27 protein-coding genes are annotated in these 22,198 nt (G+C 32.2%); 10 read left to right on the forward strand and 17 right to left on the reverse strand.

Annotated features, from left to right (window positions below; translation table 11 throughout):
• Nucleotide 1: 1 nt before the first annotated feature.
• From Q0935_RS14425 to Q0935_RS14465, 9 genes are all read right to left on the reverse strand, one after another.
• Nucleotides 2-1,399 carry a M20/M25/M40 family metallo-hydrolase gene (locus Q0935_RS14425; protein WP_299254743.1) on the reverse strand — a complete coding sequence of 466 codons (1,398 nt, stop codon included), beginning with the start codon at nt 1,397-1,399 and terminating at the stop codon, nt 2-4.
• A gap of 140 nt (nt 1,400-1,539) precedes the next feature.
• Nucleotides 1,540-2,418 (reverse strand): PPK2 family polyphosphate kinase, encoded by an 879-nt coding sequence (locus tag Q0935_RS14430; protein WP_299387687.1) that lies wholly within the window; start codon nt 2,416-2,418, stop codon nt 1,540-1,542.
• A 54-nt stretch (nt 2,419-2,472) separates the two neighbouring features.
• Nucleotides 2,473-3,636 (reverse strand): sigma-54 dependent transcriptional regulator, encoded by a 1,164-nt coding sequence (locus Q0935_RS14435; protein ID WP_299387688.1) that lies wholly within the window; start codon nt 3,634-3,636, stop codon nt 2,473-2,475.
• The gene (locus Q0935_RS14440) at nt 3,636-4,520 is read right to left on the reverse strand and encodes a DUF6268 family outer membrane beta-barrel protein (RefSeq protein ID WP_299387702.1); all 885 of its coding nucleotides are present in this window, start codon (nt 4,518-4,520) and stop codon (nt 3,636-3,638) included. The genes Q0935_RS14435 and Q0935_RS14440 overlap by 1 nt, the downstream gene beginning before the upstream one ends.
• A gap of 14 nt (nt 4,521-4,534) precedes the next feature.
• Entirely contained in the window at nt 4,535-5,491 is a 957-nt protein-coding gene (locus tag Q0935_RS14445; protein WP_299254732.1) for a mechanosensitive ion channel domain-containing protein, read from the reverse strand.
• 2 nt (nt 5,492-5,493) lie between these two features.
• Complete coding sequence (locus tag Q0935_RS14450) at nt 5,494-6,828, reverse strand: ABC transporter permease (RefSeq protein ID WP_299387705.1); 1,335 nt, start codon at nt 6,826-6,828, stop codon at nt 5,494-5,496.
• Nucleotides 6,829-6,833: 5 nt separating this feature from the next.
• Nucleotides 6,834-7,760 carry an ABC transporter ATP-binding protein gene (locus Q0935_RS14455; RefSeq protein ID WP_299254726.1) on the reverse strand — a complete coding sequence of 309 codons (927 nt, stop codon included), beginning with the start codon at nt 7,758-7,760 and terminating at the stop codon, nt 6,834-6,836.
• 365 nt (nt 7,761-8,125) lie between these two features.
• Nucleotides 8,126-9,256: a molecular chaperone DnaJ gene (gene dnaJ, locus Q0935_RS14460; protein WP_299254723.1), complete on the reverse strand. Its 1,131-nt coding sequence runs from the start codon at nt 9,254-9,256 to the stop codon at nt 8,126-8,128.
• Nucleotides 9,257-9,311: 55 nt separating this feature from the next.
• A complete protein-coding gene (locus tag Q0935_RS14465) occupies nt 9,312-9,869 on the reverse strand; it encodes a nucleotide exchange factor GrpE (RefSeq protein WP_299254720.1) in 558 nt (185 codons plus the stop codon).
• 245 nt (nt 9,870-10,114) lie between these two features.
• Between Q0935_RS14465 and Q0935_RS14470 the strand changes: the two genes are divergently transcribed.
• The 3 genes from Q0935_RS14470 (at nt 10,115) to Q0935_RS14480 (ending at nt 11,901) form a co-directional block, all read left to right on the forward strand.
• Nucleotides 10,115-10,780: a YceI family protein gene (locus Q0935_RS14470; RefSeq protein ID WP_299254718.1), complete on the forward strand. Its 666-nt coding sequence runs from the start codon at nt 10,115-10,117 to the stop codon at nt 10,778-10,780.
• A 165-nt stretch (nt 10,781-10,945) separates the two neighbouring features.
• Nucleotides 10,946-11,461 carry a hypothetical protein gene (locus tag Q0935_RS14475; protein WP_299387710.1) on the forward strand — a complete coding sequence of 172 codons (516 nt, stop codon included), beginning with the start codon at nt 10,946-10,948 and terminating at the stop codon, nt 11,459-11,461.
• Nucleotides 11,461-11,901 carry a hypothetical protein gene (locus Q0935_RS14480; RefSeq protein WP_299254714.1) on the forward strand — a complete coding sequence of 147 codons (441 nt, stop codon included), beginning with the start codon at nt 11,461-11,463 and terminating at the stop codon, nt 11,899-11,901. The genes Q0935_RS14475 and Q0935_RS14480 overlap by 1 nt, the downstream gene beginning before the upstream one ends.
• Before the next feature lie 22 nt (nt 11,902-11,923).
• Here Q0935_RS14480 and Q0935_RS14485 read toward each other — a convergent pair whose 3' ends face one another.
• The 4 genes from Q0935_RS14485 to Q0935_RS14500 all read right to left on the reverse strand — a co-directional run bounded on the left by Q0935_RS14485 (nt 11,924) and on the right by Q0935_RS14500 (nt 14,589).
• Nucleotides 11,924-12,826, reverse strand: coding sequence for a TIGR01777 family oxidoreductase (locus Q0935_RS14485; protein WP_299387714.1), 903 nt, complete (start codon nt 12,824-12,826; stop codon nt 11,924-11,926).
• A gap of 131 nt (nt 12,827-12,957) precedes the next feature.
• Nucleotides 12,958-13,632, reverse strand: coding sequence for a tRNA (5-methylaminomethyl-2-thiouridine)(34)-methyltransferase MnmD (gene mnmD / locus Q0935_RS14490; RefSeq protein ID WP_299387717.1), 675 nt, complete (start codon nt 13,630-13,632; stop codon nt 12,958-12,960).
• Nucleotides 13,633-13,637: 5 nt separating this feature from the next.
• Nucleotides 13,638-14,081, reverse strand: coding sequence for a hypothetical protein (locus tag Q0935_RS14495; RefSeq protein WP_299387721.1), 444 nt, complete (start codon nt 14,079-14,081; stop codon nt 13,638-13,640).
• 4 nt (nt 14,082-14,085) lie between these two features.
• The gene (locus Q0935_RS14500) at nt 14,086-14,589 is read right to left on the reverse strand and encodes a DUF4920 domain-containing protein (RefSeq protein WP_299387723.1); all 504 of its coding nucleotides are present in this window, start codon (nt 14,587-14,589) and stop codon (nt 14,086-14,088) included.
• Nucleotides 14,590-14,708: 119 nt separating this feature from the next.
• On the opposite strand from Q0935_RS14500, the gene Q0935_RS14505 reads away from it, so the two are divergent.
• Nucleotides 14,709-15,776: a branched-chain amino acid aminotransferase gene (locus tag Q0935_RS14505; RefSeq protein WP_299387727.1), complete on the forward strand. Its 1,068-nt coding sequence runs from the start codon at nt 14,709-14,711 to the stop codon at nt 15,774-15,776.
• A 76-nt stretch (nt 15,777-15,852) separates the two neighbouring features.
• On the opposite strand, the gene Q0935_RS14510 is transcribed toward Q0935_RS14505, so the two are convergent.
• On the reverse strand, nt 15,853-16,239 hold the full coding sequence (locus Q0935_RS14510) for a nucleoside triphosphate pyrophosphohydrolase family protein (RefSeq protein WP_299387732.1): 387 nt from the start codon (nt 16,237-16,239) through the stop codon (nt 15,853-15,855).
• Between the two features lie 52 nt (nt 16,240-16,291).
• Here Q0935_RS14510 and Q0935_RS14515 point away from each other — a divergent pair, with 52 nt between their 5' ends.
• The 3 genes from Q0935_RS14515 (at nt 16,292) to crcB (ending at nt 17,960) form a co-directional block, all read left to right on the forward strand.
• Nucleotides 16,292-16,477 (forward strand): hypothetical protein, encoded by a 186-nt coding sequence (locus Q0935_RS14515; RefSeq protein ID WP_055435872.1) that lies wholly within the window; start codon nt 16,292-16,294, stop codon nt 16,475-16,477.
• An 86-nt stretch (nt 16,478-16,563) separates the two neighbouring features.
• The gene (locus Q0935_RS14520; protein ID WP_299387736.1) at nt 16,564-17,586 is read left to right on the forward strand and encodes an SRPBCC family protein; all 1,023 of its coding nucleotides are present in this window, start codon (nt 16,564-16,566) and stop codon (nt 17,584-17,586) included.
• Nucleotides 17,587-17,588: 2 nt separating this feature from the next.
• Complete coding sequence (crcB, locus tag Q0935_RS14525; RefSeq protein WP_299387740.1) at nt 17,589-17,960, forward strand: fluoride efflux transporter CrcB; 372 nt, start codon at nt 17,589-17,591, stop codon at nt 17,958-17,960.
• On the opposite strand, the gene Q0935_RS14530 is transcribed toward crcB, so the two are convergent.
• Nucleotides 17,957-18,562, reverse strand: a complete 606-nt coding sequence (locus tag Q0935_RS14530; protein ID WP_299387745.1) for a DUF1684 domain-containing protein — start codon at nt 18,560-18,562, stop codon at nt 17,957-17,959. The two genes, crcB and Q0935_RS14530, sit on opposite strands and share 4 nt — an antisense overlap.
• Before the next feature lie 22 nt (nt 18,563-18,584).
• The gene (locus tag Q0935_RS14535; RefSeq protein ID WP_299387747.1) at nt 18,585-19,127 is read right to left on the reverse strand and encodes a DUF4252 domain-containing protein; all 543 of its coding nucleotides are present in this window, start codon (nt 19,125-19,127) and stop codon (nt 18,585-18,587) included.
• A 272-nt stretch (nt 19,128-19,399) separates the two neighbouring features.
• On the opposite strand from Q0935_RS14535, the gene Q0935_RS14540 reads away from it, so the two are divergent.
• The 3 genes from Q0935_RS14540 to Q0935_RS14550 are packed head-to-tail and all read left to right on the forward strand — an operon-like array spanning nt 19,400 to nt 21,728.
• Complete coding sequence (locus Q0935_RS14540; protein ID WP_299387751.1) at nt 19,400-20,602, forward strand: MFS transporter; 1,203 nt, start codon at nt 19,400-19,402, stop codon at nt 20,600-20,602.
• 1 nt (nt 20,603) lies between these two features.
• On the forward strand, nt 20,604-20,981 hold the full coding sequence (locus Q0935_RS14545) for a VOC family protein (RefSeq protein WP_299387873.1): 378 nt from the start codon (nt 20,604-20,606) through the stop codon (nt 20,979-20,981).
• 3 nt (nt 20,982-20,984) lie between these two features.
• The gene (locus Q0935_RS14550) at nt 20,985-21,728 is read left to right on the forward strand and encodes a DJ-1/PfpI family protein (protein WP_299387755.1); all 744 of its coding nucleotides are present in this window, start codon (nt 20,985-20,987) and stop codon (nt 21,726-21,728) included.
• On the opposite strand, the gene Q0935_RS14555 is transcribed toward Q0935_RS14550, so the two are convergent.
• Entirely contained in the window at nt 21,729-22,196 is a 468-nt protein-coding gene (locus tag Q0935_RS14555) for an RES family NAD+ phosphorylase (RefSeq protein WP_299254685.1), read from the reverse strand.
• Nucleotides 22,197-22,198: the final 2 nt, after the last annotated feature.

Here is a 22,198-nt window from a genome sequence, read left to right on the forward strand (position 1 = left end):
ATTAGTTCTTTATCTCTTTTACATCGCTGATAGTAACTGTTCCATATTTATCGAAAAGATAAATTAAGCTAGTCATAGTTGCAGCACCAAGTTCTAATTCTCTTTTATTAACTGCATCAAACGTATCGTTAGCGGCATGATGATGATCGAAATAACGCTGAGAATCTGGACGTAATCCGGCTAAAACGATATTATCGTTTTTTAATGGTCCAATGTCTGCTCCACTATATCCTTTTTCGAAATAATGAATTAAATAAGGCTTAAATAGTGGCTCCCAGCTTAATACTTTATTAAGGTTAGCATCGCTACAATCGAAACTAAAACCTCTAGGTGTAAATCCGCCAGAGTCACTTTCTAACGCAAACACATGGTTTTCGTTTTTACGCTGCGCTTCTTCTGCGTATTTTTTTCCGCCTCTTAATCCGTTTTCTTCATTCATAAAAAGAACAACGCGAATAGTTCTTTTGGGTTTAATACCGCTTTCTTTTAACAATCTTACAACCTCCATAGATTGTACTACTCCTGCACCATCATCGTGAGAACCATCTCCAAGATCCCAAGAATCTAAATGCCCACCAACTACCATATACTCCTCTGGAAATTCGCTTCCTGTTATTTCTCCTATAACATTATAAGATAATACATCTTCGAATTGTTTACAGCTTTGCTTGAAATAGAACTCTAAGTTTTTATCTTTTTTTAAAGCTTCTGAAAGTGCATTAGAATCATTAGTACTTATTGCTGCAGATGGTATGCGTTGGTTGTTAGGTAAATCTAAATAACCCATACTCCCTGTGTGTGGCAAATTATCCTGACGTAAATTTAAAGAACGTACAATTACACCAACTGCACCAAGTTTACCTGCCTCGTATGCACCTGCGTAACGTTGTTTTGAGCAACCGCCATAAGCTTCGAATGTGTGTATTAATTCTGGATTTAAAGCGCCATTAAAAAACACTATTTTCCCTTTTACTTTTGTACCAAGTGCTTCTAATTCTTCGAAACTTTTAACCTCAACAACTTGAGCTTTTAATCCTGCCGCTGGTGTTGCTATAGAACCGCCAAGTGCACAGATATTTACATTTAATTTTTCTCCCGAAGTTTCAAAATAACCAACTTCTTTTTCGCCTCGTTCCCATTTTGGAACCATTACTTCTTGCAACCACACTTTATCTAAACCTAGTTTTTCTAATTCTAATTTTGTGTATTGCACTGCTTTTTCTGCGCTTACAGAACCCGATAATCTACCTCCTATTTGGTTTGATAAATAATCTAGCCATTGGTAAGATTGCCCATTGGTTAACGATTGACTGTAAATGGTTTTTACGGTTTCTTTATCGTTTTGTGCAAATACATTTGCTGATAATAGAAGCGCTGCAATTAAGATTTTTAGTTTCATGGTTGGTGCGTTAGCGATTGATATGGCATCCTTTTTTTGCTGCCATATATGGCAAAAAAAGATATAATGGAAAGCGCGACCCTTGTGGTAACGCCCTAATTATTTATTAATTTCGAGATTCCTACCTAAGCATATATTGGTTATTCGTTATTTAATTGCTCTTTATACAAATGCAGATTAGCTTTTGTTTTATCGTCTAATTCTGGTTCTTTAATGTCTTGATAGTTTTTTAAAGTATTGTACAAAATTGTTGCTACTGCTAATCGTGCCGCTGGTTTATTATCGGCTGGAATATTAAACCATGGTGCGTGCTCTTTACTGGTTCTATTTATGGCATCTTGGTAACAATCCATATAATTATCCCAAAGTTTGCGCTCTTTTAAATCGCCTGCAGAGAATTTCCAGTTTTTATGTTTTAAGTCTAATCTACGCAATAACCTACGTTTTTGCTCGTCTTTAGAAAGATTCATGAAGAACTTAAAAATTATTGTTCCATTATCGGCTAGATGTTGTTCGAAATTATTAATCTGATCGAAACGCTTATCCCAAAAAGCTTCGTTTACATCTTCTACGGTATTTACATTTGGTAGTTTTTCTCCTAAAATATAATTAGGATGCACGCGTGTTACCAATACGTTTTCGTAGTGTGTTCTATTGTGAACGCCAAACTTACCTCTTGCTGGTAAGGCTAAATAATGTCTCCATAAATAGTCGTGCTTTAGCTCTAAATCGGTTGGCACTTTAAAGCTCATAACCTCAACACCACGTGCGTTAAAGTCTTTAAAGACTTCGCGTATTAAACTATCTTTTCCAGAGGTATCCATACCTTGTAAACAGACTAAAACTGAATATTTACCATGCGCATAAAGCCTGTCTTGAAGTTTACCTAACTTCTTTCTTACCTTTTTTAACTCGTTTTTTACTTCGTCTTCGGTTTCACCTAAATCTAAATGAGATGGTAAATTAGACAACTTAATTTGTGATGTTATTTTATGGTCTTTTATGCTTATGTTTTTCATAAATAAAGGCTTATTTATCGTTTTATATGAGATTTCTACCTGCGTAGAAATTTATTATTTACTGGCGAATAATTTAACGTCTTGCTCGCTTACTTCTACTCCACCTAAAATTATTAATCTTTCTATTACGTTACGTAGTTCTCTAATATTTCCTGTCCAGTCGTACTCTTGTAATAACTTTATGGCTTTAACCGAAAAGTTTTTTTCTGCTGTGCCTTGCTCGTTAGAAATTTTCTTTGCAAAATGTTTTATTAGTAAAGGAATATCTTCTCTTCTATCGTTAAGCGCTGGCACTTTAACAAGAATTACTGCTAACCTATGGTATAAATCTTCTCTAAATCTACCTTCTGCAATTTCCTTTTTTAAGTTTTTATTTGTTGCAGCTACAACACGAACATCTACTTTAATATCCTTATCGCTACCTACACGTTGAATACGACTTTCTTGTAAAGCACGTAGTACTTTTGCTTGCGCAGATAGGCTCATGTCTCCAATTTCGTCTAGAAAAATGGTTCCACCATTGGCTGCTTCAAACTTTCCTGCTCTGTCTTTTGCTGCACTTGTAAAGGCTCCTTTTACGTGACCAAATAATTCACTTTCAATAAGCTCGCTTGGTATTGCCGCACAGTTTACCTCTATCATTGCGCCTTTTGCACGTGCGCTTTTTTCGTGTAACCAATGTGCTACTAACTCTTTTCCTGTTCCGTTTGGTCCTGTAATTAATACACGAGCATCTGTTGGAGCTACTTTATCTATTATATCTTTAATTTGAGAAATAGCGTCGCTTTCTCCAATCATTTCGTACTTTTTGCTAACCTTTCTTTTAAGAATTTTGTTTTCGATAACCAATTCTTTTCGGTCTAATGCATTACGTACTGTATTTAATAAACGATTTAAATCTGGCGGCTTAGAGATATAATCGAAAGCACCTAAACGCATTGTATTTACTGCTGTATCTAAATCTCCATGTCCAGAGATCATGACCATTGGTATTTCTGGTTTTATTTTTTTTGCAGCCTCAAGTACTTCTACACCATCCATTTTTGGCATTTTAATATCGCAAAGCACAAGGTCGAAATCTTCTTTTTTAATTCTTTCTATTCCTGCCAAACCATCTTCGGCTTCGAAGACTTCATATTTATCATTTTCCTCAGAAAGAATTTTTATTAAAACTCTTCTAATTGCTGCTTCGTCTTCTATTACTAATATTTTTGGCATTATATTTTAAATTTAAATCCTGTTCTTAAATAAAATGTATTTACGTTGTCTAATTTATAGACTTCATCTCTATTTTCATCGCGTAATCTATTACTCATACTTATGGTGTAGCCTGAATATGCGTACCATACTAAATGGTCTGTAAAACAATACTCGTAACCCAAACCTGCAAGAATAACCGATAAGGAAATATTATCTACTTCTTTTCCTCCAATAGCAATAGGATCTTGAACGTTGGCAGAATAACCATCGATACCTACAAATGTTTGTATAATACTTTGTTCGTTAAAAAAATATTTAACATTTGTTTTTGGTACTCCCAAATTAAAAGACCACTTCTCGTTTACACGTCTATAATAACTTACAAATGGCAATGGCAATGGTATACCTGTAGTACTATTATAGGTTAGCCCTAAAATTAAACGGTATGGTTTATTTTTAGACTCGTCTTTTGTTCTATCGTTTATTGCATAAACACCTCCATTTAAAAAGAAGTCGTCTCCCGATAACTTGTGTGTTAATGTAGATGCGATTCTAGGCGAAATTTTAGCTCCTAAACGCCAACCACTTTTTATCTTAAAAGTGTACGCTACATTAAAGTCCATTACATGTAATCGCCTTAAATTAGATGTGCTAAACGGATAATTATCTTCTATATTAAGTGCTATTCTACTATACTCTCCTCCAATTACTAAATAGCAATCTTCTTTAGTTTTTATAGGATAATTAACTAAGCCTCTAAATCTACTAAAGCTATCTTCTGAATTGCCTTTAGGAATGTAGGAATACTCCAAACGTGCTAAATCTGTGAGCTGAGCAAACGTATTTTGAAACGCCATAATAAAAAAAGCGGCTACAATAAATTTAGCGGTTTGGTTTTTCATAAATGTTATTAATATTATTTTTTTGAGTTCATTTTTAATTGAATATTTTCTTCGCCATTTTGAATAACATGAACATCGCGTTGCGGAAAAGGAATGCTAATATTATGTTCTTTAAATAATTTATAAATTGCAAAGCGCACCTCACTTTTTGGTATCCTAGCATTAAAACTATCTTCTATTGTAAAAGCGATTCTAAAGTCTAAAGAGCTTTCTCCAAAGTCTATAAAAGTAACACCTGGCGGAGGATTTTTAAAAACTAATTTTGAAGATTTAGCTGCCTCTAGCAACAACTTTTTAACCAATTCCACATCACTACCATAAGCAACTCCAACGTCTACAGATTCCCTTGTGGAAGATCCATTTTGTGTCCAGTTGTACAAACTATTAGTTAAGTATAAGTGATTGGGTATTATTAACACCTTATTATCTATAGTAACTGCTCTTGTAGTACGAAGTTTAATCTCTTCAACTCGACCTACTTTACCTTCAATTTCTATAATATCTCCAACATGAACAGATTGATCAATCAATATAAAAACACCAGAAATTATATCCTGGAATAAGGTTTGTAAAGCTAAACCAATACCAATAAGTAATGCTGCCGATGCTGCAAAAACAGCAGTAATATCAATACCTAAAGAGCTTATTGACACCAAAAAGACAATCATATAAATGATCCATCTACCAAAAGAAAACACTGTTACAAATTTAGCTTTATCAGCTTCCGGCATATGCTGTGTTAACAACACTCTAACCCAACGTAAAACATAAGTAGTTAAAAATAATACGGCTATTAAAATTAAGACATATTTTACTTTTAATACTCCTGTACTAGCTCCAGCAGCATCTGTAAATGTATATATTTTAATATTTAAAAAGTTAATAAAACTTTCCCAAATAGAACTTTCGGTTATAGCATCGCTTACCTCTTCTACAGTACCTTCTATTTTATCTGAAACTTTTTCTTGCATCTTTAATATTTAATCCATTTTAAAAGTTCTTTGTACGTTGGCTTTTTACCATACATTAATATACCTACTCTATATATTTTTGAAGCCATCCAAATGGTAAATATAAATGTACCAATTAATATTAACAAAGAGAGAACTTGTTGCCAAATTGGTACTCCAAAAGGAATACGCATAAGCATAACAACAGGAGATGTAAATGGTATAAAAGAAAACACTGTTGCAACGGTTCCATGAGGATCTTCTATAACTGTAAATCCACCAACGTATACCGCCAAAATTAAAGGCATAATTATAGGCAACATAAATTGTTGCGTATCTGTCTCATTATCTACAGCTGCACCAATAGCAGCATAAAGCGAACTGTATAATAGATAACCACTAACAAAAAATAAAATAAAGGCTATTATTAAATTTGCTAATGGCATATTAAAAAAGGCGTTTATAAATATTTGGATATCAGCATTTGCATCTGGATTTTGCATTGCCTGAGCCATGAGATCTTGTTGTGGTGTATTGACTTGCGAAAAATCAATATCGAAAATTAAAGACGCAACCACCATTAAAACACTTCCTAAAATTAACCAAATTCCAAACTGTGTAATCCCAGCAAGTGTAGTACCAATAATTTTACCTAACATTAATTGTATTGGTTTAACCGAAGAGATAATTACCTCAATTATTCTACTCGTTTTTTCCTCGATTACCGAACGCATAATCATGTTTCCATAAATTATTATAAACATAAAAAGCAAGTAACCTGCAGCACCTCCAAAAATAAGTTTTACAACACTACCTTCTTTAGATGTTTTCTCACCTGTAAAATTTTCTTGGTTTATATTTATATCTACTTCTGCATTTTTTATTGTAATTTGGTTAACTCCTTTGTCTTGAAGATTCATCTCCTTAAGGCGGTCTTCTACCTTAGTTTCTAATCCAGAAATAATACTTAGTGAAGGTGTTTCAGAAGAATAAAACTTTACATCTACATTTCTTTTTTTAACCTCATCTGTTGTGCCAACCCTATTTTTAAAGCCTGAAATATAAAGCAATCCATAACTTTCTTGCTCCTCTACAATAGCCTTGGCGTTCTCTAAAGTTACACCTTTTAATATAGTGTATTTTACTGTTTCTTTATCTGTAAAAATAGATTCAATTTGTCCTGACTCGTCTAAAACAGTAATACTTTTTTGTTTTGTATTATTTAATTGAGATAAATACGCGACTAAAGAAAAGAGAGCAATCATAATTAACGGACTCATAAAAGTCATAATTATAAAAGCTTTATTTCTCACTTTAGTAATGTACTCTCGCTTTATTATAAGTGGTAAATGGTTCATAGTTTTTAATTATTCTTTACTGCTTGAATAAAAATATCGCTTGCACTTGGTATTACTTCTAAAAAATGAGAGACCTCTCCTTTTGTAGTTAAATAATTTAATAATTGATTTGCAGATTCTTTTTCTGAAAGCTTTACATTAAGTTTTAACTCGTTATTTAACGTCTTAAACTCTGCTGGAGATACTATAAATTTTTCTGAAAGCGAACGTTGTAATTCTGAAGCATTGTCGGTAGTAATACCAACCTCAAAAGTATTAGATTTATATTGTCTTTTTATAGCATTAAGATTACCATCTAAAATCTTATTAGATTTATGTATTAATGCAATATGATCACACAATTCTTCTACAGATTCCATTCTATGCGTAGAAAAAATAACCGTAGCGCCATCCTCTCTAAGTCTTAGTATTTCGTTTTTAATAATATCTGCATTAATAGGATCGAAACCTGAAAAAGGCTCGTCGAAAATTAATAATTTTGGCTGATGTAATACCGTAACTACAAATTGAATTTTTTGGGCCATCCCTTTAGACAACTCTTGAATTTTTTTATTCCACCAATCTCCAATTTCTAATCTTTCGAACCATTCGTGCAAACGTTTTTTAGCTTCAGCTTTATCTAAGCCTTTAAGTTGCGCTAAATACAACGCTTGCTCACCAACTTTCATTGTTTTATACAAACCACGCTCTTCTGGCAAATAGCCGATGTTTTGTATGTGATGCCTTTGTAAAGGTTCTCCATCTAAAAGCACTTGCCCTTTGTCTGGCATTGTGATTTGATTGATAATACGAATTAAAGTGGTTTTTCCTGCTCCGTTTGGACCAAGTAATCCAAATATACTTCCTTTTTCTACCGAGATAGAAACATTGTTTAATGCTGTAAAGTCACCAAATTTTTTAGAAACCGATTGTGCTTCTAATAAGTTGTTCATAAAGATAAAGTTGTTAGTTGTGTAAATATAAAAAATGTAAGTTGGTATGCTTTATTGTTTAAAATTATTTTTAACGCTGTAAGGAATAAAATAAATTGCAGACTACATCTTTATTACATTTTGTTTTAAGATAAGAAATATTTAAAAGATAAACTTACTAAAAAACAAAACCCACCCTCTACGCAAATAAAGGATGGGAAAAAATTGCTATGAAAAAGAAAAATTACCATTGGCGCAAACCAATGATAAACCAAATATACTATTTTTTGTTTAACAATCCCTTTTAAGATTAAATAAGTTCGTTAATTAACAAAAAAAATCTGCAATAGTATTGCAGATTTTTTTTAATATATATGTTTTTATTTCTATGAAAACATGTCTTTTACCTTTTCAAAAAACGATTTATCGCTTCCTTCTGGCTTAGGTGTAAAGTGTTCATCATCCTTCATTTTCTCGAAAAAGGCTGACTGTTCTTTATTTAACGTTTTTGGCGTCCATACATTTACATGTACTAACAAGTCTCCTTTACCATAACCGTTAATGCTTGGAATACCTTTTCCGCGTAAGCGTAAAATTTTCCCAGACTGTAAACCTGCTTCTACTTTAATACGTACTTTTCCAGTAACAGTATCAATTTCTTTAGAAGCGCCTAGAATTGCATCTGGTAAACTAACATATAAATCGTAATGTAAATTATCACCTTCACGTTGTAAAGTTTCGTGATCTTGCTCCTCTATCGCTACTAATAAATCTCCTGCAATACCATTTCCTGGCGCATCGTTTCCTTTACCAGATACTTTAAGTTGCATACCGTCTACAACTCCTGCTGGAATTTTAACAGAGATTGTTTCTTCTTTTACAATTAAACCTTGAGCATCTGCTCCAGCTGGTTTTTTGTCTATAGTTTGTCCTGCTCCTCCACATGTAGGGCAAGGACTTGCAGTTTGCATACGACCTAAAATGGTATTTGTAACTCTAGTAACTTGACCAGCTCCATTACAAGTTCCACAGGTTTGGTATGTAGTACCTTCTGCTTGAATTTTACGTTTTACTTTTATTTTTTTCTCAACACCATTAGCAATTTCTTCTAGTGTTAATTTTACGCGAATACGTAGGTTGCTTCCTTTTACACGACGCTGTTGACCTCCGCCAAAACCACCTCCAAAGCCAGAGAAGCCTCCGCCACCTCCACCAAAGATGTCTCCAAATTGGCTAAATATGTCGTCCATATTCATGCCGCCTCTTCCACCGCCACCAAAACCACCGCCACCTTCAAAGGCTTGGTGACCATATTGGTCGTAACGTGCTTTTTTATTCTCGTCGCTTAAAACCTCGTATGCTTCTGCTGCTTCTTTAAATTTAGCTTCGGCTGTTGCATCATCTGGATTTTTATCTGGATGAAATTCTATAGCTTTTTTTCTATAGCCTTTTTTTATTTCGGCAGCTGTAGCACCTTTACTAATGCCTAATGTTTCGTAATAATCTTTCTTTGCCATATCTTTATTTGACTTATAGCTATTTGCTGTTGCCTTTTAGTTAAAAATTATTTTATTATTGTCCGATAACTACTTTTGGAAAACGAATTACTGTTTCTCCAAGTGTATATCCTTTTTCAACAACATCTATAATTTTTCCTTTTAAGTTCTTACTTGGTGCTGGTACCTGTGTAATAGCTTGGTGAATTTCAGAATCGAAAACATCTCCTTTTTTCACTTCCATTGCTGCTAAACCTTTTTGACTTAGAGTCGTTAACAGTTTTTGGTATATTAACACCACACCTTTTCTTAATTCTTCGGCTTCTTTATCGTCTTCTATATGCAATAAAGCACGTTCGAAATCGTCTAAAACTGGTAACATTGAAACCATGACATCTTTACTTGCTGTTTTAAATAACTCAACACGTTCTTTAGATGTTCTTTTTTTGTAATTTTCGAATTCAGCAAACAATCTTAAAAACTTGTCTTTTTCTTGACCTAATTCTTTATTAAGCCTGTCTTCTGTAGATAATTCTTCAACCTCAACAGTTTCCTCGTTTGTTGTAGATTCTACTGTTGTAGCTTCTACTTGCTCTTCGATTATATCTTCTTTAATATCTTTTGCTTTGCTCATTTCTGTATTTATTTTAATACCAATTAAGATTGGCAAAAGTACTGCCATTATTATAAAAATGCCAAAATGTCATTATCTTTTTTTTATACTGCATAAAAGCCTTAAAATTGCCTATATGTCTGTTAATTATAATCTATTTAAAACATATTTTGACACTATACCAACCTTCAATATTTATGAAAAATTTAAGTATTTTCCATGGAATGTTTTTTATTTTTGTTACTTAACCAATAATAACATTTAAAATGAAAAAACAAGTATTAAATATTTTTACAGTTTTAGCTTTAGGTCTTGCAGTTGTAGGATGTAAAAAAGGAGCTGAGGCAGATACAAGTGAAGTAAAAGAAGCAGCAACAAGCGAAAGTAGTTCTTCAAAATATGCAGTAAACACTTCTGAATCTACTATTGAGTGGAAAGGTTTTAAGCCAACAGGATCTCACAATGGTACTATAAATTTAGATAGTGGTACTTTTTCTGTAACAGATAACACATTAGAAAGTGGAACATTTATTATAGACATGACTTCTATTAATTCTACAGATTTAGAAGGTGACCAAAAAGCAAATCTTGATGCTCACTTAAAAGGTACTGTTGAAGGTAAAGAAGGTGACTTTTTTAACGTTGCAAAATTTCCAAATGCTGCTTTTGAAATTACAGGAACTACTGTTGAGAACGGAAAAACTATGATTTCTGGTAATTTAGCTTTAAAAGGTATTAAGAATAATATTACTTTTCCTGCTACTATTACTAATACAGGTGATGTAATGACAATTATTAGTGAAGCATTTACTATAGACAGAACAAAATGGTCTATAAACTATGGCTCTAAAAGTATTTTTGATAACCTTGGAGACAAGTTTATTAATGATGATATGGAATTAAAAATTTCTATTACAGCTAAAAAATCTTAATTAGATTTTTATAAATTATTAAAAAGCTACATCGAAAGATGTAGCTTTTTTTTTATTCAATAGCAATTTGGATTTGTAAATTAGCAGCATAAAACGATTAAGTTCTAAAGAAGTGCTTTAATGAGAAGACACAAGGTTATTAGGTTTTTTTTGATTAAAATAGTATTGATAATTCAAATTGTACTACTAGTTATAACTGTAAAAGAAAAATATGAAACAGATAGTTTTGCTACAATAGTTTCACTAATTATAATCTCCTTAATCATGTTTTACGGTTACAAATATCTTGATCTACATCATGAAGAGTATGCCTACGAAAAAGTATCTGTAGCCTTATGGGTACCTTTAGGCACTTTAATTTGTTATTCCTTAAATGCTTATTGCGGCTTAGGAAGTATTTTAGCTGCAGGAATCACTGGAACTGTTGCGTCGTTTTTACCATTAATAAATAAACAATCTGACTATTTAAAAAAGTTACCAGCAGCTATTTATTGTGGTGCATTTGTAGGCATGTCTAGCACAGAAATATCTCCATCAATAACGTTTGCTATTGCAGCAGGATCTATAACAGGTATACTTTATATGCTATCTAAAAACTTGTTTCTAGGCTTAGGAGGAAAATTAGGAACCATAGCATTTATTGGTGTTGCAGTTGTTTACTTAATAAACTCTTTCTATTAATGGACTTACTAATTATTGTAATAACAAGTATTTTAGGCACAACATTAACCTTTTATGTAAGCCATGAACTAAAGCAAGGTGCAGTAAGAGCATCGGCTATATTATCGTTAGGTGTCGGTTTGTTTTTTTACTTTTTTCCTGAAGTATTTAATGCTTACTTAACAAAAAACATTCAAATAGTATTTATAGGATCTTCCTTTATAGGAATGGTTTCTCCTAAAGTAAAAAGCAGTTACATTCGCTTATCTATAGCTTCCATCCTATTTAGTATTATCTATATTAACAAAGGAGATTTTTTTAATGGTTACGGAGGATTACTAGGTGCTTTAGCTTTTATATCTCTACTCACAACTTTGGCTTTTTATGATGCAATTGCTAGAAACTCGAAAACAAAAAAGATGCTATTAGCTGTAAAGAAGCTATTTAATCACAAAAAGTAGAGCAGTCTTTCCCTAAACGATATTAAATCAATTCTTTTAAAGCCGAGTTTAAATTAAGATATTCAAACTTAAAACCTGTATTCTCAATCTTTTTGGCACTTACACGTTGACTTTCAAATAAAAGTATATGCATCTCGCCAAGTATTAATTTCATTACAAACTTTGGTATGTTTGGCAAAAACAAAGGCATCTTTAATTCCTTTGCAATCGCTTTTGTAATGGCTTTATTTGTTGCTGGATTTGGAGCAACGCCATTATAAACACCTTCCAACTTGTGTTCTAGAACGTGTAGAAATATGTTTATTAAATCGTCTAAATGAATCCAAGACATCCATTGCTTTCCATTTCCCATTGCAGCACCGGCTCCATACCTAATTGGCATAGCTAATTGTGGAAAAGCGCCACCTTTCTCTGAAAACACAATACCAATTCTTATTTTAGAAACAGTAATATTTAAGGTGTTAAAAGTGCCTACTACTTGTTCCCATTCTTGCACCACTTTTCCTAGAAAAGAATCGTTGATTTGTTTTTCTTCTTCAGAATAATAATTAGTTAAAGAATCTGGATAATACCCAATGGCACTTGCAGAGATAATTTGTTTTATGTTATTAGGATTGTTTTTAACCGTTTCGTGCAATAAAGCTGTAGTTTCTAACCTACTACTTAGCATAACTTGCTTGTTAGCCTCTGTCCAGCGTTTAGAAATACTAGATCCTACTAAATGAATAATAACATCTACATCCTTTACACAATTAACATCAATTTCAGCTTTACTAGGATTCCAATAAAAACCTTGATAATTAGAAGTGTTTTCTATTTTAGATTTGCTTGTTGTTAAGTAATTAACTGAAATGCCATTATTATGACATTTTTTTACAATTTCAGTTCCAATTAAACCTGTTGCTCCTGTTATAAGTACGCGCATCTCTTTTTTATAAAAATACAATTTTAGTTTGTAGTGATAAACACCTAAAGCACTAATATTTCGTTAAATATTAAGGTGTAAAAAATTATGTTTTCGATTGAAAGTACTCTTAAAAACAACCAAAATAGCAACTATAATTTAACGGCTCTTAACATGTGTCGTTTTCCTGGAGGCCCTTTTACTTTTTCTACAGTAAAACCAACCGAAATCATAGCACGTCTAGCATGACCTTGAGCGCAATAAGTAACCAATACACCATTTGGTTTCATGGCTTCATACATGCTTTTAAAAATAGCTTCTGTCCATAATTCTGGTTGTACTCTTGGCCCAAAAGCGTCGAAATATATAACATCGAACTTATTTTTATCTGTAATTTCAGAAAATTGCTTCTGTTCTTTTTTAAGACTGAAGTTTTTAGAAACCATACAATCTTTTTCCCAATCACATTCATGAATAGCATCAAAAACAACATCGTCTTTTAGTGCTTCAGAATAGTTTAAAGCTTTTAATTCTTCTTTAGAAATAGGAAAACCTTCTACTCCAACATAATTACAATTTAGGTTTAATGCTTCGGCTTTAATTGCTGTTAAAAAAGCATTTAATCCGGTACCAAAGCCTATTTCTAAAATGGAAATTTCAGAATCTTTTGCATAGCCTTCAGAAGTACAAAAAAAGGCTAAGCCATGTTCTAAATAAACATGCTCAGCCTCTTGTATTGCGCCGTGTGTAGAATGATATTGCTCGTTCCACTCTGGTATGTGGATGGTTGTAGAACCATCGTCTGTTATTATTATTTTGCGTTCCAAATAAACTATTTAATTAGTAGTTTTTTAATTCTTGGTATTGGTCCTGTACATTCTGTTTGGTGACAAGAAATACAAACACCAACGGCATTATTAAATCGTTCTTCTACCGACAAACTAGACTCGGTATTAAAAACTTCTTTTTCTGCTTGAATGTATATATTTGAAAAAGCTTCAAACTTTGCATTCCTTTTTTTAAAATCTGAAAGCTCAGCTGTATGAATTTCTAAAAACGCCGAAGGAAACTCTTCTAGAGTATTTCCTGCAAGAATGTCTGCCTTAATTTTTGCATTAATAGCATACATTTCGTTCATGAGATTCGCCATTTCAGACGGCTCATACATATCGTAAACTTTCTTTTCAGATTTTTCTTCTTGTTTAGCGCCTTCTTTAACGTTAGAATTACAACTTAAAACAAAGGCTAAACTTATAAAGCAAAGTAAATATTTCATTTTTTTATTCAACTAATAAAACACCATCAGCCTCAAAAGAATATGTTTTTTTAGACTCTGTAATTAATGCAATTTCTTCGGTAGATTTACCTGCATCTTCAGCATAATGACGTAATTCTTCAACTGACACTTCATTTACATAAGCTTTACCATTTACAATTACTTCTTGTCCTGCAATGTTTTTAGGCATAAAGAATCCGTAGTCTTTAAACTTAACCATAACTTGTTCTCCATTGTCTAAATCTAACTTCATCCAACATCCTTTAGATTGGCAAACCGCATCTACTTTTGCAATCATTTTACTGTTTATACTATCACCAACATTCATTGCTTTGTAATGTTCTGCCATAGATTTTGCATCAATAGCATCATCCGCAATAATTTCTTCTCCAAACGACTTGTAATTAACAGCCATTTCTTTAGCCACCTCAACAGCTTCTTCATTTTTAGCTTCTTTACATGCTACAATACTGAAAACAACAGCTAGTGCCAATACTACTTTTCTCATATTACTCTATTTTATTAAATTAATTTTTACTCCTTCAAAGATAGTATTTTAAGATGAAAAACCCGATTTCTTAATTCTTAATTCTGTACTTTTGCAATAGAAAGACATACAATATTTTCATGGAAAACATAACTAAAGATCAAGTAGAAATTACAAAAGCTAAAAACTCTAAAATTGATAGTATCGATTTTAATAATCTTGCTTTTGGTCAAGTATTTTCAGATCACATGCTAACATGCGATTATAAGGATGGCAAATGGCAACAACCAAAAATTGAGCCTTTTGCACCTATTACATTAATGCCTTCTGCAAAGATTTTTCATTACGGACAATCTATTTTCGAAGGCATGAAAGCCTATAAAGATGCTAATGACGATGTACTTTTATTTCGCCCAACAGATAACGTAAAGCGTTTAAATATTTCGGCAAAACGTTTATGTATTCCAGAAATTCCTGAAAACTATTTTATGGAAGGTTTAAAAGCGCTTTTAGACTTAGAAAAAGATTGGATTCCTACAAAAGAAGGAAGCTCTTTATATCTTAGACCTTTTATTTTTGCAACTGGAGAAGGTTTTCACGCGTCTCCTGCAGACGAGTATAAATTTATTATTGCTTGTGCGCCTTCTGGACCTTATTTTTCTGGAAAAGTAAAAGTTTTAATCGAAGAAACATATTCACGTTCTGCAAATGGTGGTGTTGGTTTTGCTAAAGCTGGTGGTAATTACGCTGGACAGTTTTATCCAACGCAATTAGCTAAAGATAAAGGTTACCAACAAGTAATCTGGACAGACGATACATCTCACGAATATATTGAAGAAGCTGGTGCAATGAATGTTTTTGTACGTATTAACGATACATTAATTACCTCTCCTGTAAGTGATAGAATTCTTGATGGAATTACTAGAAAAAGTATTTTAGATATCGCTAAAGCGGAAGGCATAAACACCGAAGTAAGAAAAATAAAAGTTAGCGAGCTTGTTGAAGCGGCTAAAGACGGAAGTTTAAAAGAAATTTTTGGTGCTGGAACAGCAGCTGTAATTTCTCCTATTTCTGGTTTTGGTTTTAGAGATTCAGATTTCGATTTACCAGAATTAGAAGATACTTACGCTAGTAAATTAAAAGCACGTATTGTCGCAATACAAACTAATAAAACTGAAGATCCTTTTGGATGGAGAGTTAAAATCTAGTTAGTAAGCAACACTTACCAGAATATAAATAACAAAAAAAAGCAGCCAATTGGCTGCTTTTTTTAATAGTACTAAATTACTTTTCTAAAATAGCCTTAATGTTTGGCTTAAAATAGTTTGGGCCTTTTAAAACCTTACCATCTTCTCTGTAAATAGGCTCACCGTCTTCACCTAGTTTACTCATATTACTACGTTGTATCTCGTTAAAGACTTCTTCAATTTTATGTTGCATACCATGCTCTATAATAGTACCACATAAAATGTAAAGCATATCTCCTAAAGCATCTGCAACCTCAACTAAATCATTATTATTTGCTGCTTCTAAATACTCTTCGTTTTCTTCTTTCATTAAATCAAAACGCAACTTATTTTTAGCGTTTCCTAAGTCGGCTTTTGGAGCTTCTAAATGACCAATTTTAAATGCGGTATGAAATGCCTTTACAGCTTCTATTTTATTTTTCATTGAAATGATTTTTTACTACTTCTATTCGTTATTTTTGCATAAAAATAACGATATGTTTAGTACAGGACAATTAATCTTTGCCATTTGTTTTGCTGTTGTATTTATTGCAGCCTTAGTTTATACCTACAGAAAGGACTTAAAATTACATAAACAACACTACAAAGGTACTATTTGGGTATTGGTTGCCTTTATCTCTTTTATTGGACTTATTGCAGCTATAAAGTTTGTTTTTAAGTAGTTTTTGGTTACATTCTTCTATAAACCACTAATTATTCTACAAATTTTGTAAATTTAATTTTTTACTAAAAGCCACAAAAACCATTTATGAAAGCCATAAAATACATTTTCTTTCTTGTCCTTATTGCTATTATTGCTTTAGCCATATATATTGCTGTACAACCAAACGAGTATTCTGTAACAAGAACACGTACAATTAATGCACCTGCAGCTGTGATTTACAAGAATGTTAATGATTTTAAAAATTGGAAATCATGGTCTTCTTGGGTCGAAAAAAATCCAGATATAAAAATTACTTTATCAGAAACAACTCTAGGAGAAAGCGCTGTTTATACTTGGGAAGATAAAGATGGTATTGGCACCATGAAAACCATAGAAACCAATACTAATAAATCTATTAGTCAAGTTATGCAATATGGAGATTTTCCATCGTCTAACGTATCTTGGAAATTTAAACCAAACGCAGATGGTTCTACAGATGTAACATGGAAAATAGAAGGTAAAGATTTGCCTTTTGCCTTTAAAGCTTTTTCTACTTTTATGGGAGGTATGGAAAAACAGATAGGTCCAGAATACGAGCGTAGTCTTGAAAAACTAGACAATCTTATTCTTATAGACATGAAAAAATACAGTATTGTTGTCGATAAAGAAACGACACAACATAGTGGAGGCTATTATATTTATAATACCGCAGCTACAACTTTAGAGGATTTTAAAAGCAAAATGGCTACAATGTTACCTGCCGTAATAACGTATGCACAGAAAAACAATATTACAATGGCTGGAGCTCCTTATATATTATATCATAAATATGACGAAGAGAATAACGCTGTTATGTTTTCATGCTGTGTACCAACAACTGCTCGTGTAATTACTACTGGAGGCGAAATACTAACAGGTCAATTAGCTCCTTTTAAAGCTGTAAGAACAACACTAAATGGTGATTATAGCAACCTTGAAGACGCTTGGAAAAAAGCCATGGCTGCCATTACAAAAAGCGGATTAGAAAAAGAAGAGAATGGACCAAATTTAGAAGCTTATCTAAACAATCCATCTAACACACCAAATCCAGCAGATTTAAAAACTGAAATTTATATAGCAGTAAAATAACAATGAAAAATATTTTACTCGTATTTGTTGGTGGTGGTTTGGGTAGTGTTTTACGCTACCTACTAGGAAAGTATTTAAACAATGCCGAAAACGGAATTCCTTACGGTACGTTTGCTGCAAATATTTTAGGAAGTTTACTTATTGGTATTATATTAGGCTTAGCGCTTAAAAACAATACACTTTCACAAAATCACACACTATTATTAGCAACAGGATTTTGTGGTGGTTTTACCACATTTTCAAGCTTTGCTTACGAAAACCATGTGTTTTTAAAAGCCGGAGATTTTACAAGTTTTGCTATCTATACTATTGCAAGTTTTGTTATTGGTTTTTTAGCCGTTTTTGGCGGCATCTATTTGGCTAAAAGCTTTTAGTGTTTTGCATAAGCTTTAACTCCTGCTTTAATCTCTTCATCTATATAATTTACTCTTGGTACAATTGGGCAAGAATACTTTGCGTTGTAAGCACAAAACGGATTGTAAGCTTTATTAAAATCTATAATTATTTCATCACCTTCAGGTATACGTAGTTCGATATAACGTCCGCCGCCATAACTAGTTTCGCCATTGGTGTTATCTAAAAAAGGAAGGAATAAATAATCCTCAAAACCTTCTTTCTTCATTAAATCTTCACCTTGATAAACATTTAATTGATACTCTTTTTCATTCAGTTTAAATGATAAAACCCCAAAAACACGTTCTTTAGACATGCGGTTAGTAGTCGTTTTCATTTTAAACCATTTAGAATCTGGTGTTCTTTTTAAAGTCGCTACAACAGTGTAAGTCGAATCAAATTCAAAAAAATCTAGAGCCCTAAATGTCTTTCTGTCTTTATCTTTTAATGGTGATTCTGAAGCGTCTTTAAAATCTGAATTCATTTTACGCTGCCATTCCGTATCCCCTAAAAGTGGTTCTTTTTTTTGTGCACAACTTAAAGCTGAAACGAATAAAATAAAAAGTAAAATATTTTTTGTCATGAGTACTTATATTATAATCCTATTAATTATTTGGATTGAAAGATGGGTTTAAACTTGGTCTCATATTAGATTTATAAGACTGTAACAAATCTAATGATAGAGCATTAAAAGTAGATGCTTCAGATAATGTTTTAATCTTATCCGGATCAAAAATGCCTTTTAAATAGAAAGCAGTAACTTCTTTTTCATCACAATTAAAAAGAATAACATCTGTTAATACATTGCCATTTTCTTTAACCGAAATAATGCGTGTGTTATTAACTTCATTCTGTCTAAACATATCTAAATACCCTGCATTTGTAACTGCATTCATTTCTGTAATTATTTGCTGTCTTCTAAATGATGAAACACTATTTAATTTAATATATTTTACATCTTGAAGATTACCAATAATGCTTTTTGTTTCTAGTGACACCGAACTTAAAAGTGCTTTCATAACATTTGGCACTTGAAAGGAGGTTGCGCCTAAATCTGTTTTATGAGCATTATAAAACCCTTGAAACGAAGCGCTTCCGCAGGAAAAAAGCATTAAAACTACAGCGATTAAAACAATATATTTTTTCATCTTTAATTATATTTATCTTTTCAAAAATACGACATATAAAAAATTTGCGTAGCTTTGAAGCATCAAAATATAGAAAATGAATTTAGTCATTACATATTATATAAAACAAACCTCTTGTAGAGATACAGATTGGGCTTGCTATATTTTGTAATGATATAAATATCAATTAATACAATATTAAAAGTCCAACTTCATAGTTGGACTTTTTTATTTTAGGTCCATTACGAATTAAACTTTTAGTAAATGAAATAAACCAAAAACTAACCTAACCAATGAAAAAACTTTACGCAAATTACATCGACTCTTTTAGTGGTCTCTCTAAAGAAATCTGGTGGCTCGCACTTATTACTTTAATAAATCGCGCTGGCACAATGGTAATTCCTTTTCTGTCGATTTATTTAACCGAAGATTTAGAAATTTCTATTGGAAATGTAGGTTGGATAATGACCTGTTTTGGACTTGGTTCGCTAATAGGCACTTGGGTTGGTGGCAAGCTTACAGATATTATTGGTTATTACAAAATAATGGTATTTAGCCTTCTCGCTACTGGTTTTCTATTTATTGGACTGCAATATTTAACAACGTTTAAAACACTTTGCTTAGGCATCTTTTTAACCATGTGCGTGGCAGATATGTTTAGACCTGCATCTTTTGTTGCCATGAGCGCATATAGTAAACCTGAAAACAAAACAAGAAGCGTAACACTTATTCGTTTAGCAATAAACTTAGGTTTTTCGGCTGGACCAGCAATTGGCGGACTAATAATTACACACGTTAATTACTCCGGATTATTTTGGGTAGATGGTATTACTTGTATTCTTGCAACTCTTGTTTTATTTATTGTTTTAAATCCGAAAAAAGCCAAAATACAAGACGAAATTAAAATCGAAAATCCGCAATCTGTTTATAAGGACAAACCATTTTTAATCTTTTTTATGGCTATGGTATTATTTGCCATTGTATTTTTTCAGTACTTCTCTGCAATGCCAATTTACTATAGAGAAACACATCATTTAAGCGAATTACAGGTTGGTTTAATTTTAGGTGCTAATGGTTTATTTATATTTCTTTTTGAAATGCCATTAATAAAATGGTTAGAAAAAACACAAAACACCAAAATTGGGCTAATATTATTCGGATGCTTTTTAACAGGATTAAGCTTAATCGTTTTAAATATTACTAGTTGGTCTGGTATTTTAATTGTTGGTATGTTTTTAATGACGGTTGGAGAAATGATAGCATTTCCTTTCGCCAATGGTTTTGCATTAGATCGTGCAAAAAAAGGAAATCAAGGAGAATATATGGCAATGTATGCCATGGCTTTTTCTGTGGGAAGCATATTTGGTCACAATACAGGTTTACATCTTATAGAAGGCTTAGGCTTTAATAACACTTGGTATATTATGACGGCGCTTGCTATGCTAGGCGTTCTATTATTATTTATTTTAAAAATGAAAATGAAAAAAAATAATTAAAATAAACTTAAACCTAGTCACAATAGCCTCTAACAAGACTAATACCTTAGTCTCTTTTTACAAAAAACTAGGTCTTAAGTTAATAGTAGATGCGTTGCCACGTTATGCGCGTTTGGAGTGTCCAGATGGCGAGGCGACGTTATCTATTCATTTTACAGAAACTATCTCAACAGGAAACAACATAACTTTATACTTTGAAGATGAAAATTTAGATGTTTTAGTTGAAAAACTTCAAGTAAAAGGAATAACTTTAAATCAATTACCAAAAGATGAAGCTTGGCTTTGGAAAGAAGCAAAATTACAAGATCCCGATGGTAATAATATTATACTATTTAAAGCTGGTGAGGATAGAAAAAATCCACCTTGGCGCATTAATTAAACTATGAAACAGATACTATACATACTTACCGTTTTTATACTTTTAGGCTGTAATACTTCCGAAGAAAAGAAAGAAAAAAATAAAACTGTAGAAAGCAAGAAAGTCTTCCCTGAACTTAAAGCTAATAGATATAATGTTGCTTGCTTAATAATGGACGGCACTTTCAACACAGAGCTTACTGCACCTTTCGATATATTTCAACACACTATTTACAGAAACAATATTAAAGCAATGAATGTGTTTACGGTTGCAAATACCGATAATGCTATCACTACTTTTGAAGGCATAAGAATGCTTCCTGATTTTAATTATTTAAAAGATGAATTACCTAAAATAGATATTCTTGTAATACCTAGTGCAGAGCATCATTTAGATAAAGATCTTGAAGATGAAGCCTTAATTAATTTTGTTAAAGAAATCGACAAAGAAGCTTTATATGTAACATCACATTGCGATGGTGCTTTTATTTTAGCAAAAGCAGGATTGCTTGATAATAAGGTTTCGACCACCTTTCCAAGCGATATCGATTTTATGCGCGAGATGTTTCCTGATTTAGATATTAGAAAAGAGGTACTATTTGTACATGACAACAAATACATAACCTCAGCTGGAGGTGCAAAAAGCTTTGAAGCCTCTTTATATTTATGCGAAGTACTTTACGGAAAAGAAATAGCACAACAACTTGCTACAGGATTGGTAATTGATTGGGATTTAGAGAAACTCTCTTATATCACTATTGATAATTAATTATTTAGTATCAACAATCAAGCGACTATCAATATCTAAATCTGCTACCTTAATTACTTTTAGTTTCGTAAAATCTTTATGCTTCGGATTTATTAAAATATTACTTGCCATTGGCAAAATAGCACAAGGTACTTTTAATGCTAATTTTTTATTAGCCTTTAAAAATGCAGTTCCAAGATTTGTAGTGATACTTTTTGGTGGATTGTCTCTCCAATTATCATCTAAATCTTTCAACTTTAATTTAGTATCTATTAAGTTGTCGGGAATATCAATTTCAATATAGCCAAAATCTTTAGTAAGATGTTTAAAATCTAAATGCACTAAAACTTCAAGTAAGCTGGTAGATAAGCTATCCGAAAAATAAAGCATCGGCATTCCTTTTTTATTCCATCGCCCACCAAATAAACGAGAACCTTCTCCAGATAAATCTTCTAAATATTGCTTTTTAGCAATCCTAAATACACGCATAT

Source organism: uncultured Lacinutrix sp., from assembly GCF_947500605.1.
Lineage (GTDB): Bacteria > Bacteroidota > Bacteroidia > Flavobacteriales > Flavobacteriaceae > Lacinutrix.

Bases quoted from the DNA above. Each gene is read 5' to 3' on its own strand.
- Q0935_RS14425 (WP_299254743.1), bottom strand. From the start codon at position 1,399: ATGAAACTAAAAATCTTAATTGCAGCGCTTCTATTATCAGCAAATGTA.
- Q0935_RS14430 (WP_299387687.1), bottom strand. From the start codon at position 2,418: ATGAAAAACATAAGCATAAAAGACCATAAAATAACATCACAAATTAAG.
- Q0935_RS14435 (WP_299387688.1), bottom strand. From the start codon at position 3,636: ATGCCAAAAATATTAGTAATAGAAGACGAAGCAGCAATTAGAAGAGTT.
- Q0935_RS14440 (WP_299387702.1), bottom strand. From the start codon at position 4,520: ATGAAAAACCAAACCGCTAAATTTATTGTAGCCGCTTTTTTTATTATG.
- Q0935_RS14445 (WP_299254732.1), bottom strand. From the start codon at position 5,491: ATGCAAGAAAAAGTTTCAGATAAAATAGAAGGTACTGTAGAAGAGGTA.
- Q0935_RS14450 (WP_299387705.1), bottom strand. From the start codon at position 6,828: ATGAACCATTTACCACTTATAATAAAGCGAGAGTACATTACTAAAGTG.
- Q0935_RS14455 (WP_299254726.1), bottom strand. From the start codon at position 7,760: ATGAACAACTTATTAGAAGCACAATCGGTTTCTAAAAAATTTGGTGAC.
- dnaJ (WP_299254723.1), bottom strand. From the start codon at position 9,256: ATGGCAAAGAAAGATTATTACGAAACATTAGGCATTAGTAAAGGTGCT.
- Q0935_RS14465 (WP_299254720.1), bottom strand. From the start codon at position 9,869: ATGAGCAAAGCAAAAGATATTAAAGAAGATATAATCGAAGAGCAAGTA.
- Q0935_RS14470 (WP_299254718.1), top strand. From the start codon at position 10,115: ATGAAAAAACAAGTATTAAATATTTTTACAGTTTTAGCTTTAGGTCTT.
- Q0935_RS14480 (WP_299254714.1), top strand. From the start codon at position 11,461: ATGGACTTACTAATTATTGTAATAACAAGTATTTTAGGCACAACATTA.
- Q0935_RS14485 (WP_299387714.1), bottom strand. From the start codon at position 12,826: ATGCGCGTACTTATAACAGGAGCAACAGGTTTAATTGGAACTGAAATT.
- Q0935_RS14495 (WP_299387721.1), bottom strand. From the start codon at position 14,081: ATGAAATATTTACTTTGCTTTATAAGTTTAGCCTTTGTTTTAAGTTGT.
- Q0935_RS14500 (WP_299387723.1), bottom strand. From the start codon at position 14,589: ATGAGAAAAGTAGTATTGGCACTAGCTGTTGTTTTCAGTATTGTAGCA.
- Q0935_RS14505 (WP_299387727.1), top strand. From the start codon at position 14,709: ATGGAAAACATAACTAAAGATCAAGTAGAAATTACAAAAGCTAAAAAC.
- Q0935_RS14510 (WP_299387732.1), bottom strand. From the start codon at position 16,239: ATGAAAAATAAAATAGAAGCTGTAAAGGCATTTCATACCGCATTTAAA.
- Q0935_RS14515 (WP_055435872.1), top strand. From the start codon at position 16,292: ATGTTTAGTACAGGACAATTAATCTTTGCCATTTGTTTTGCTGTTGTA.
- Q0935_RS14520 (WP_299387736.1), top strand. From the start codon at position 16,564: ATGAAAGCCATAAAATACATTTTCTTTCTTGTCCTTATTGCTATTATT.
- crcB (WP_299387740.1), top strand. From the start codon at position 17,589: ATGAAAAATATTTTACTCGTATTTGTTGGTGGTGGTTTGGGTAGTGTT.
- Q0935_RS14530 (WP_299387745.1), bottom strand. From the start codon at position 18,562: ATGACAAAAAATATTTTACTTTTTATTTTATTCGTTTCAGCTTTAAGT.
- Q0935_RS14535 (WP_299387747.1), bottom strand. From the start codon at position 19,127: ATGAAAAAATATATTGTTTTAATCGCTGTAGTTTTAATGCTTTTTTCC.
- Q0935_RS14540 (WP_299387751.1), top strand. From the start codon at position 19,400: ATGAAAAAACTTTACGCAAATTACATCGACTCTTTTAGTGGTCTCTCT.
- Q0935_RS14550 (WP_299387755.1), top strand. From the start codon at position 20,985: ATGAAACAGATACTATACATACTTACCGTTTTTATACTTTTAGGCTGT.
- Q0935_RS14555 (WP_299254685.1), bottom strand. From the start codon at position 22,196: ATGCGTGTATTTAGGATTGCTAAAAAGCAATATTTAGAAGATTTATCT.